Source organism: Pseudoalteromonas xiamenensis (assembly GCF_017638925.1).
In the GTDB taxonomy this organism is placed as follows: domain Bacteria; phylum Pseudomonadota; class Gammaproteobacteria; order Enterobacterales; family Alteromonadaceae; genus Pseudoalteromonas; species Pseudoalteromonas xiamenensis.
The window spans coordinates 183,101-194,877 of sequence record NZ_CP072135.1 but is presented as its reverse complement, the minus strand read 5'-3'; the positions used below and the strand labels follow the sequence as shown (position 1 = coordinate 194,877).

The 11,777-nt window shown below is 42.8% G+C and carries 9 protein-coding genes; 1 reads left to right on the top strand and 8 read right to left on the bottom strand.

Annotated elements, in window-relative coordinates; translation table 11 throughout:
* Positions 1–24 precede the first annotated feature (24 nt).
* The 5 genes from J5O05_RS18600 to J5O05_RS18580 all read right to left on the bottom strand — a co-directional run bounded on the left by J5O05_RS18600 (position 25) and on the right by J5O05_RS18580 (position 4,739).
* A complete protein-coding gene (locus tag J5O05_RS18600) occupies positions 25–1,227 on the bottom strand; it encodes an anhydro-N-acetylmuramic acid kinase (RefSeq protein ID WP_208845114.1) in 1,203 nt (400 codons plus the stop codon).
* Positions 1,228–1,454: 227 nt separating this feature from the next.
* Positions 1,455–1,958 carry a tetratricopeptide repeat protein gene (locus J5O05_RS18595; protein WP_208845113.1) on the bottom strand — a complete coding sequence of 168 codons (504 nt, stop codon included), beginning with the start codon at positions 1,956–1,958 and terminating at the stop codon, positions 1,455–1,457.
* Positions 1,959–2,669, bottom strand: coding sequence for an alpha/beta hydrolase (locus J5O05_RS18590; protein WP_208845112.1), 711 nt, complete (start codon positions 2,667–2,669; stop codon positions 1,959–1,961).
* Positions 2,670–2,753: 84 nt separating this feature from the next.
* On the bottom strand, positions 2,754–3,734 hold the full coding sequence (locus J5O05_RS18585) for a TonB-dependent receptor (protein WP_208845111.1): 981 nt from the start codon (positions 3,732–3,734) through the stop codon (positions 2,754–2,756).
* 15 nt (positions 3,735–3,749) lie between these two features.
* Positions 3,750–4,739 carry a Plug domain-containing protein gene (locus J5O05_RS18580; protein WP_208845110.1) on the bottom strand — a complete coding sequence of 330 codons (990 nt, stop codon included), beginning with the start codon at positions 4,737–4,739 and terminating at the stop codon, positions 3,750–3,752.
* Positions 4,740–5,169: 430 nt separating this feature from the next.
* Between J5O05_RS18580 and J5O05_RS18575 the strand changes: the two genes are divergently transcribed.
* Entirely contained in the window at positions 5,170–6,531 is a 1,362-nt protein-coding gene (locus tag J5O05_RS18575; RefSeq protein ID WP_244370165.1) for a 5-methyltetrahydrofolate--homocysteine methyltransferase, read from the top strand.
* Positions 6,532–6,626: 95 nt separating this feature from the next.
* On the opposite strand, the gene J5O05_RS18570 is transcribed toward J5O05_RS18575, so the two are convergent.
* From J5O05_RS18570 to J5O05_RS18560, 3 genes are all read right to left on the bottom strand, one after another.
* The gene (locus J5O05_RS18570) at positions 6,627–7,760 is read right to left on the bottom strand and encodes an NAD(P)/FAD-dependent oxidoreductase (RefSeq protein ID WP_208845109.1); all 1,134 of its coding nucleotides are present in this window, start codon (positions 7,758–7,760) and stop codon (positions 6,627–6,629) included.
* A gap of 92 nt (positions 7,761–7,852) precedes the next feature.
* The gene (locus tag J5O05_RS18565) at positions 7,853–10,027 is read right to left on the bottom strand and encodes a LodA/GoxA family CTQ-dependent oxidase (RefSeq protein ID WP_208845108.1); all 2,175 of its coding nucleotides are present in this window, start codon (positions 10,025–10,027) and stop codon (positions 7,853–7,855) included.
* A complete protein-coding gene (locus J5O05_RS18560) occupies positions 10,027–11,457 on the bottom strand; it encodes a hypothetical protein (RefSeq protein WP_208845107.1) in 1,431 nt (476 codons plus the stop codon). Before J5O05_RS18560 ends, J5O05_RS18565 begins: the two co-directional genes overlap by 1 nt.
* Positions 11,458–11,777: the final 320 nt, after the last annotated feature.

The window sequence follows — 11,777 nt, the reverse complement described above, 5'->3', positions numbered from 1 at the left end:
GTTTGGATAACCTATGTCGTACCACTAATAGGGTAAGCTTAGTTTGCCCATACTGAGATTGGTAAGCGTGACCGACGACTGTGCCGTTTGAGTTATCGCTTCGTTGGCTAATACCGCAAACAACACCGCCTCTTTCGCATCAGGATCAATGCCTAAAGAAGCTGTGGTATTCCATTTTACATGCGAGTTTAGTTTTAACTGAATTGCGCTTGCTAAAACGGGATTCTGAACACCACCACCGCTTGCAAAAACTTCTACCTCTTCATACTGTTGCGTTACCATATTAATGTGATTTGCAACAGCGCAAGCACTGAACTCGGTCAGTGTCGCAACGACGTCTTCTTTAGCTAGAGATACGGTTGATGACTCCAACATGGCCTGTTCAAGCCAGTTAAGGTGAAACACTTCAGGGCCAGTTGATTTCGGCAATGGTTTCGCTAAAAACGGATGCATAAGTAATGCTGCCAATAAAAGTGCATTGACCTTGCCCTGTTGAGCAATTTCACCACCGCGGTCAAATGGCTGATTAAAATGCAGGCTAACATACGCATCGACAATAGTATTCGCAGGACCTATGTCTGAACAAATCACATCTGACAATTCGGCTCCGGCAGGCAACACCGTAATATTGGCGATTCCGCCTAAATTCAAAAGGACGCGAGTGCGTTTCTTGTCTCCAAACAAACAGTAATCACCATAGATAGCCAGAGGAGCACCTTCCCCGCCAGTCGCGACATGCTTTTGTCTAAAATCAGAAAACGTTGGAATTTTTGTCGTTACTGCGATGTGATCTGCATCGCCAATTTGCAGCGTTCCATTTTTAAAATCAGCGTAAGTATGCTGGTGTTTTGGGCAATGAAAAATCGTTTGGCCATGGCTCGCAATTAAATCGATGCTACATGGCTCAATCTGCCATTTTTTAAGACACGTTAAAACCAAGTTACCGTGATATTCACCAAGCCAAGCATTTAAAAGTGTTAGATACTCAAGATCTATCGATTTTTGCGCAAAAACTGCTCTGATCTTTTGCTTTACATCTAACGGGTATTCGACTGTTTCAAAGGCGATCACAGTACATTCGGTGTGAACACCTCGACCACGTACTTCGCATAACGCTATATCCAAACCGTCGAGCGATGTGCCACTCATAAGTCCGATGATTTTACGTGATGACGCGATGCTTAGATTAGCAAGCTTTTGAAACAGCGTAAGAGATTGCTCAGACATGGGAATATCCTTTAAGAAGCATTTGTAATGCCACTACAAAGTACCACATTCCAACAAGATGGTTAAGTAACACATATCTAGCGTAATCACTGTCTATCCAAAAATACATTATCCATTTCTGAAATTGGATAATATATTAAGCTAAGCGAGAATATTTTGTCATCGATACTTCTTGGCGATGGCACACAAACCAACTTAAGTTTTCAGAATCAATTCTTAGTTAAGCACTAATTCAACTTGCTCTTTATTTGTTCGATTCTCGATAGTGCATTGGCATTGCTTGAATTCAGAGCGATAGATTTTTCGTAACACGTTAGAGCCTGTTGATAATCGCCATTAACCATATAAGCTTCACCTAAGCTGTCCCATACATTTGGGGACAAAGGGTAATATTCAGCATTAAGCTTAAAAAAGTCTATTGCACTTTCGATGTCTACAGAAAATTGTGTGTTATATAAACGGTCATAAGCGAAGAAATTGACGAGATCTTCTTTTGGTCGAAACTCCTCGCCGAGTTTCTGTGAAAATTGAGCAAAATGACTTCGTAATGCATTGGCGGGACGAAACCGGGCGTGATCGTCTATCATATAGCCATCAAATAGTGACCGTAATCCTTTATAAAAACTGATTATTGGCATCGTATGATGATTTTCATCTCTACCAAAGGTAATGGAGTCGAAAAAAAAGCCCTCTTTGGGCTGTTTTTTAAGCCTTTCGATAAATTCAGCCACTTAATTTTCTTTAGGATATACCTCTGTTACCCTTGTGGTTGTTGCTACAAATAATCGCCGCTTGTTCAATTTAGGTGATTGATAAAAATGACTTAATTGTTTCAACATGTGCTGGTCATCCCACCACATACTTGGATCGATTGCAAGGTAGGCGTTAAAGGTCTCGGGAGTGGTATATAAACTTTGAATGACGGGTAAGCCCGCAAACGAATACCCAACCAAAACCTTGTAAGCTGATGTTCTATAATTTTGGTTTATCTTAGGAATAAGCTCTTCTTTTATAAATTGAATAAACTTATCAGCGCCACCCGTAATATGGAGCGCCTCATTCTTTGTCCCCCCATATTGAATTAGAGGATGAGTCGGTGAACTGTCTCTGACCCTGTTTTGACTAACAATACCAACCACTATCATCTCAGGAATGGTGGGGCTTGCATCGACACTCATTTGATTAACCATGCCGGAAAACACTTGAAAGAAACTATTCATGTCACCATCAAGTAAGTAAAGCACTGGATAAGAAGAATAATTATTCTGGTTGTATGAGGTTGGTAAAGAGATAAAATACTCTCGTTCTTCACCTAATATTTTCGATTCTAAAACTTGTTTATCGCCAATTTCGATCCCTTTTGCATAAATGGAAATTGGTAATAACGAGACGAAAATAAACAAAACTCGAAATATTTTTATAGCTATTAATTGCAAATCCATCGGCATTTTACTCTTATCTTCAAAATTCAAATTCCAATATAGTGGTGTTTAAACACGGTGCTGTCATCAAATTTTTCGCTCGCTTTAAAATTGCCCACTCAGAGATGCTGAGATACTTGGCTCAAAATACTCATTACTTACAAAACGATATTCCAATGCCTCACCGCGATAGGGTGAATAGACGTTACGTCTAAATTGCGTGTGCCCTCGAGTTGAATCCGCAACTTCTATGTTCAGTTGCATATCTTTAGGCAGTTGAAACTCACCATATAGTTTCAACGTCGTTTTGTGCTGTTCTTTATATTGCTCATCGGGATAAAAAATATCAACGTGATTAGACAACACGGTTGCGGCCCCAAGTGCATACCATTGCCCTTCTTTGCGGTATTCTATTTCAGTAAAGTGAGGCATGAGATCCGATGTAACACGTTTACCTGTGAGCGGATCGGCAAAATTTGCATCGCGATACTCGTATAACACGTTAATCTGGCTCTCATCAATTAGCCAATCCATTGGCACATTTAGCTCCAAATTGCCGCCGTAATAATCCGCGTTTCCAGCATTAGCGATACCCAAGTTTTCATCGTCGAATTGTACGTATTCATGCACATCACGTTGCCACTCCCAAAACAGCTTCGTGTTCACTGTGATACCAAATGCCGTTTCGAAATTGGCCTCGTAACTGACTTCCCAAGCTTGTCGAGGTTTAAGCTCTGCATTTCCTGATTGTTCTCGTCCAAACGCACTGTCTTGGCTTGCAACAAAATCATCAAAGTTAAGCTGCTCAACTTTACGTTGAAGACCATACGTTGATTGAACGCCATTTTCAGCTTTATGGGTTAGCTTTAAAAGCGGCTTCCAGTAACGCTCTGTGGTTTCGTAAAATGAATTCGATTCACTTTCTAGCTTCGCCTGTTCAACAACCAATTTACTGAATAACTGCCAGTTCGTCGCAATGTCAAATCGAGCTGAAACAAACGGTTCCACACGCAATTCTTTTACGGTGGTATTCAGCTTAATTGTGTCAAACGTATCAGCATTAAGCGTATTTTGGCTTATTTCCAATCCCAGCTCGGGTTGTCACCATAACGCACTGTTTAGACGCGAAATCCTGAGTACTCGTTCTTTTAACAACTTGTCTTGTAAAAAGGCATCTTTTTCTACCTGTTCGTTCTGAGCGCTGGTGTCTACGATTAATTGGGTTGAATCAATTTGTCGTATCAAGCCTGTTACCTGCCATTGCCACAGTGCTTGTTGTTGCGTTTGTTGCCAGTCAAAGCCAAAAGAGGATTCTTGAGTATCTAGCGAGTCTCGATTTGTTTCGAGCAGGGAAGATAAATCGAGACGTTGGCTTTTACGGCGAAAACCTTCCTTCTCCTCTGACTTTAACCACTGCAAGTTTAAAGACAAAACGCTTTGGTCAAATCGTTTGGTCGACACCAATCCAATTTGCGACTTTTTCGTTTCTTCTTGATAGCGTTCTTCGCCATACACATCTGTTAAGCCACTTGCATAAAAATTGGCTAAATCGAGTTTTGATTGCCAATGCGACTTGCTTCTCGATAATCGCAATTGATGCTCCCAACTGCCAGATGCTATTACTCCTTGCAAAGAGGTCGACTTGAGTCCTTGATAGTTCGATTGCGACAAAGCCTCCACTCGCCAGTTGAATTGGCGATTTGACGTGTCTCGGGTTAGGTTAATAACTTGAGTGTGGTGACTTGCCGATGAAAATGGATGTCCTGCACGATAAACATATAACTCTAACAACTGTTCAACCGGAAAATCCGCGAGGATTGATTCTAACGATTGTGATTTGCTAAGCGCGGGTAATCCATTAATCAACACGTTACCAGTTGCTCCGCTCAGACCTCGCTTGTCATTCGAATTGATAAACAAAAAGCCAGATACTTGCTTAATGATATCGAGAGCAGATTGACCCTGCATTTTCTCCAATTTGGCTTTGGAGATATGTTCACTTTGCGCTTCCACCTGAGCATACGTAGGAGCTGCAATCAAAAGTATGGTAATAAGAGTGGGAACACTAAGAAACCTTGTAGGCGACGACATACTATTCCTTGATACGGTCAAAAACTAACTTCTGCTTTTGTTCAGTCCAGTCCATTGAAGCACATTATTCACTCACGTCGTTCATCTCGGTCTGAACAAGAACCCAATATAGAAACAATGTAAGTCTACCCTGTTCATGCAGATCCAGAAAGCGTTCGTATTGAAATAAGTAAACATCACCTAACTGATTGATATAAATTAATTATTCTAAAGTCTTTCATGCATACACCATAGGAGTTTCTCCTTGGTCGTCATTATCAGGCGATTTGTCGCATTTTAGAAACACTCACTCTTTTAATTTTAATTGTTATACTATAACATTTACTAAATGATACATTATAACATTTCCTAATGTCATGATATTTGAGTAACGATAGTTGGCTCAACATTTGTGGCAAAGCGCTCAATAACAACGAAGGATTTAGTAAACATGACTTTGTTTTCCAGATTAAAACTTTCCACTATCGCCCTAAGCGGTGTGCTAATTACCGGCTGTTTTGATGGTGGTTCAAAAGGAGTTATAAAACATGAAATTGAAAACCCGACCATCGACCATGGGCAAGACCATGATCACACAGTTGAATCCAAAGGCCGTCTAGTCCTGCTCAATAAAGATAAAAGCGAAGCCCACGTTTTCGATTTAGATCAACGGAAGATTTTGGAAAGCTTTACGCTAAGTACTTCAAGCGTTGCGTTACAAACTTCTGCTGGCGGGCGTTATGCGCTACTCAGTGACAGACAAAACGATGTTGTTTCATTTATTGACGGTGGCCTTTGGCAAGAAAATCATGACAACCACCAGCACAGTTATGAGCAGGCACCTGCCTTTAGCGATTTTGAATTACACGGCTTCGCACCAACTCACATAACGTATTCGGATGAAAATACCATTGTATTTAATGATGGCAATGCCGCAACGGGCGCAAACGCTTCCATTCAAATTATTGATGATACATCTATCGCTAATCGCCGTATTAAAGCCACTCTAAATTTTGAAATCAACATGCATGGCGTTGCAAAACTTCAGCAAAATACCTTGTTTGCGACGGTTCGTCGCGGAGACGACGAAAGTACATCCAACGCAAAAGTTCTCCCAGATCAAATTGGCGTTTATGAACTGCATGAAGATCACTTCCACTTTGACTCTGTATTAGACATAACCTGCCCTGACTTACATGGTGCAGCTCAAAACCATGAAGCCGTTGCGTTTGCGTGTCGAGATGGAGTCGTTATCACGCATTCTCATAACGGACATTTTGAAAGTGATAAAATTACAAACATTGAAGCAATTGCCAACTTGCGTATTGGCACCTTATTTGGGCACCATGGAAGTAACACATTCTTAGGGACTGCCAGTGATCGCGTAACCGGTGAAGTAAATATCCTGACGATTGCGCCCGAGGAAAGTGAAATGGCACTGTTAGATTGGCAACCAGTGTCAAATGCACAGCCCATTTCGTATTCCTTTAATGTCGATGGCACACAGTTTTTGATTTTAGATAATCAAGGTTACCTTACTGTCGTTGACGCACACCAACACGACGGTCATGCTCACTGGACGTTTAAACAACGAATCGATGTTAGCAAAGCGGATATTTCAACACTTTCTGAAGGCCAACGTTTTGGATTGGTCGTCTCTAAACGAGAAAACACGGCTTACGTTACCGACTCAGCTGCGTCCACCATTCTCGTGGTCAATATCACCACAGGTGAAATTGAAGACACAATAGCACTTACGTTTACGCCAAGTAGCATGACTTGGCTTGGGATCCCTGAAGGCGACCAACACTAAGCTCTAGTTTCCTTACACTTAGAGTCATTTTCAAGTTGTAGCTCTACCCAAAGGCATCTCTGTTAGATGCCTTTTATCAAAAGAATAAGTATATGCTATACGTCACTTAGCAGTCGACGTTGCCAAAACGCCGAATTTGGAAATCGTTGAGCACCACTATCGTAATGAAGTTGGTGAAGTTTAATAAACTCATTAAAATCCTTAAAGACCAGCGTTTGATATGCACTCAAGGACCCTTTATGTGGGTTCTCCGCCCAATTCAAAATAGCATTTGCGGCTCGAATTCCCTGTTTCAAGGACTTAGTTATGCCCGCAGATGAAATCGAATCGTAACTTGATGCCGCGTCTCCGACAGCTAACCAATTTTCACCAATAACCGCTGAAAGAATCGAAGAAGGGGCCGCTCGCACATGAAGTACCCGAGGTGAAGAAATGGCTTGGTTAAATTGCTCACAGCATTGAGTATAAAACCATTGATTGTTACAAAATGCACGATACCAGTTTGCATGGGCATTAAGCTCACGCTGTTTTAGCTCGTCCGCATCAGTATTAAAACTCAAAATTGCCCGATTGTTTGGAAGCCTAGCCGCATACCACCAGCCGTGTTCATCACTCGATACAATCGTGTGGGCTGGAGCCAATGATTTACTTTCTAATTCAAAAAATGCACACACAGACACTACGCGGTCAAACAGGTTGTTTGCAACCGACAGACTGCGTGTCACAACACGATGTTGACCAGAAGCATCTACAATAAAATCAAATTCATGCTTATCAAGCTCCGGCTCGCAGTGCAGCGAAATAGTCCGATCACTTTGTTTAATTGCAGTGACTTTGGTATTTTCCACAATCGTCACACCACGCTTGAAACAGGCCGACAGTAAGCTTTTATCAAAAAGTGCTCTGTCTAAATGAAATCCTTGTCCAATCGGCGTAATAAAAAAGTCGTTATACCCAACCGATTCGTCACCCCACTGCGATAGACTGCCAGGACAACGCAAATGAAACTCGTCCGATAACAGTGACTCAAGATCTAACTCTCGTAAATAAGCACTTGCAGCGGGCGGCACCGTTTCACCAATCTTAGGTGTAACGCCCTCTGGTGCTGTTATTAGGGTAATTTCAGCCTTTTTACTGCTTGATGCAAATAGCTTTTGCAACGCAAGTGCCGTTGCACATCCTGCAGGACCGCCTCCCACAATACCGATTCTCAGGTGTGTTTTCGTCATAGACTACTCCTTGACGCACTCTATACCCACAACACTAACCGTGATTCGTTAATTTCAAATGAGTCACGGTTAGTGTCATGGGTCGCCTCTTATTATACTTTTTTATCTAAATCTGTAGGTTCACAACACTCAAGGCGCTCGTAACCTGGCTCGGACGCCTGAGGCCATACTTCTACACCATCACCTTTGCTCGTGAACTTACTCTGCACTTCAAGGAAATAGTCAGGGCCGAAATTAGAACCCGACTTACCATCTTCAATCTGCAAACCTTGGATCACAAAGCCCACTTTGTGCCAGTTTTTGACGAAATCTAAGTAGCATTGATAGCGCCCTTGTTCCTGTGGATAGAATGTCTGCGTGCCATGCCCTTCATCACCTCGAACACTGTAACGAGAGAAACCTTTACCTTGCCCAGACGCTGCGTCATAAGTAAACAAACACTTTGGATACACGGATACTGGTCGCTGTGCAGGCCAAGACCAATACAATGTGTTGTCCTGAATCGGCGTTAACGGATCTTTTCCTTCCTCATTGTCAGGATTTGGCATCGTTGGGTTTGGATCGGGCACGTGAGTTGCGCAGCTGTTATAGTCAGTGTGCCAAGGCTGTGCCATAAACTTACTCAAATCACCGGGTTCGACAGCACTTGTTCTAAGCGGCACGTAACCTACACCTAAGAATGGCTTTGAACTGTTCGCGTTCGCGTAATTCAAGGATTCCAGGTTGATCCTAAATGGCCCTATCTCACCTTGCCACTTCGTCACATAAAGATTGGTATCTCGTACGATAAAGGTTAAATCAATACCAGGGGAATAGCGCCCACCTAAGCAGTTTTCAAGCACCACTTTATCAAGGCGCTCTCCATCGCCCATTGGGCGTGCTTCAGCGTGGAATTTATTGCCATACCACTGCATTAATAGAAAATATTGTGTTTCAGTAACAGCCAGAAAACTCTTCATGGCATCGCCTAGTGCCAGCGGCATTTTAAGACGGGTTCCATCTTCGTTACCAGGTGCATTTGAAGTGCCGGGAGGCGAAGGTTTACGCAACAAACTGGTGAATGAAGGGATCTTTTCGCTCGGCGTATCTGAAGGTTGGATTTCCTTCATCCGTTTATGTCCTTGAATGCCTTTTTCTGGTAACGCGGCATTCCACTGTTGCAAAAATGCAGCATGAAACACGGGCATTACATCACCATCAAACGATGCTTCATAATCTTGTTTGAATCCATTGTTGAACATATTTGGTTCAAGATTTAAATGTTGTACCCACGTGTCATAAACATCGTCCCACGTCGAAACGACATTGCGCGTTTGTGGAGCGTAACTCGGGTCAGTACATACAACCCAACCGTGTACCGCATGTTCAACAGACCCATCTTCAAAGTAAACCGTCGCCGTCACTGGCCCATCAGAGGTATCATCAAACCAATAGTCGTTATCAATTGCATCGTTCAATTCAGGGTATTGACCATTTAGCACAATGCCACTTGCTTTACCAAAACCACCCGCAACGATTAGCCTGCCCGTGTTCGGTTCTATGCACATCTCGCCAAGGGAGGTTATGTCACCAAGCGGGTTGTACATTTTGCAGCTTTCTTGGTTAAAGTGCTGATAAGGAAAGCTTTTTGGGTATTTCCACGCACTACTTTCTTGCTGAATTAGATTGTCACTGTTAACAAAACTCGCAGGAGTCGCTTGGTCAAAGTGCAAGATAGTTGTTGCTTGGGTCTTAACAGAAAGCGCACGGGGTCCTGGGTCCACCACCAGTGTTTTTAAACGGTTTTCATCCTGCAACTCAGGGCCAAATTCTGGGTTGCGAATAGGCGGCGTTTTACCCCCTTCATACGCTACAATCCCCTCTTCTGCTCCATCTGGTGTGCCATTGTCGGATGTAATTTTGTAGTTATTATTCTTCTTGTTCGCAACATGTACTTGCCAAACAATGTCTTTGATGACTTTGCCACCGATAGAATCACCGATTTTGACTTCTCGTCCAGCATCATTTGACGGATAAGTCGTCTGTTCATCGTCATAAGCAAATAAACGAAAACGAGCAGCTTGGCGCTTTACGTTTTCACTTGCATCGCGAAAATCGTTTTCATCAATAGGCGTATTCTCTGAACCGGCTTTAATCGGTAAGCCACCAAATAAACCCGTTGCTTTATCAACAATTTCGCCCGCAGCCGTTTCAGGTGCTAAATAGTATTCTTCACTGTTACCAACACGCGCAAAATTGATGCTTGGGTGGACTCTGAAATAACCCATTATTTCTCTCCTTGTGATTTTACATATGCCATAGCAGCCGCTTTATCTTTTTCTTGCGACCAGAAGAATATGTTTTGAAATGCATGGCTAATATTAAGGTTCGTTGCAGGCAATGGTTTTAGACCTGACTTTGGTGCAAACGCTTGTTCGGTGTTGTGACAACGGAAACAGTTATTCATGGCCGTAGCCGACTGCGTATAGGTTTCAATCGTGCTGTTTGAGAGGCGCGACGATCCGGTTAAATAGTCATCCGTGGCAAAATTAAGTCCAGGCTTCAAAGGTGACTCTAATGGGTCCTTTGTTGCTGCCCCGTTATTTATCCAAATGGCGCCGACTTCAAAATAGTTTTTCAAGTAACTGAGTTGACTCGGTAAGTTTTTCCAAACGCTGTCATTTAGCATTTTAATGTTATTGGTGTTTCCCTGCTTTTGGTCCGCTTGATTTCCATAAGCATAACGACGGCACACTTGAGTAACTGGCGTAAACTTTTGTGTGTCGTCCTCGACCTTAAGTCCACTCACGCTGGCGTTTTTGTTGCAGTTTCCAAGCTGGGTGCCTTTTTTGTAAAACATGTAGTCTTTATCTGACACCACTTGGCCAAGTGTCATACCATCAGGGACATCCGGTGCGTTGTTATTAAATTCAAACGTGGCCCAGATCATTTCGGGGTGATTGGCGACAATGCCACCAATATGAAAGCCCACCAAAGCCAGCGTTTGCGTTTCAACTTTTGTCGGGTCTATTTTGATCCCGCTAGGTGTATTTACAAACTTGGCGATGTCCTTTTTCATTGTAAATAGACCGTCCGTTTTTTCACCCGGAGCCACCACTTTCCAAGATGCTTTAAGCTCTAATGCCCCTTTACCGTTTTGAATAGGAAACTCAGTGGTTGGGTTCATCGCCAACACATTGTCCGGCTTTGTTAGGTCGCTCCCACCCAGCTTGCCCTGAATGAAATCGGCGAAGGTTTGGTTCACATATTGCGAGTAGTAAACCGCACGATTATCTTGGTCTACCAAAATGCCGTCCGTACCTGCTTGCAAATACTCGTCAAGAGAAGAACCGTGCTGCTTTTTGCTCGTTCTTGGCATCAGGCCTCGCTGCTCGAGTCCAAGCAATGATTGAGGCGTCGCAAAGTCTAAGAATCGTGGCTTGCCATCATCTCCATCCATTAGCCACAAAAACATTTGCCATGACCATTGATGAAAATTGCAGTTTGACGGATCGTTTTGATGATCAGGATCATTTGGGAAAGTCGCGTCATTTGGGCGAACCACTCGACCATTCTGCAACCAACTGGGTTCAAAGATACATTGTTCTGTTGAATCCGTTTGATCAGTCGCGGCCACACTTACGCCTGAATACATTCCCCCAACCAATAACATCACTTGTGTAATGCGGTTGAGTACTCGCTTACTTGTCTGTTTCATGTCGCCTCCTAGGCTTACTAGACGGTTGCTGCAAAGTGTTCGATTGAGATGGGTCCATCGTCTCGTCGAACTCCTTTTGATACACAAAGTTAACAACAAATACACAAAATGAAGTATTACACGCGATTACAGTAATGTTCGGTTTCCCACCTATTTTTGGCGCAATAGGACATCGCCAAATTATCCATGCCAGTCCCAAAAATGGGATTTGACCCATCCCATTTTTGGGATCACCTTGCGTGAAAGCCACAGACAAAACAACGTAATACTTTGTTTTGTAATACTTTAATGTTTTGGCACAGTTCCTGATTTAATCATTC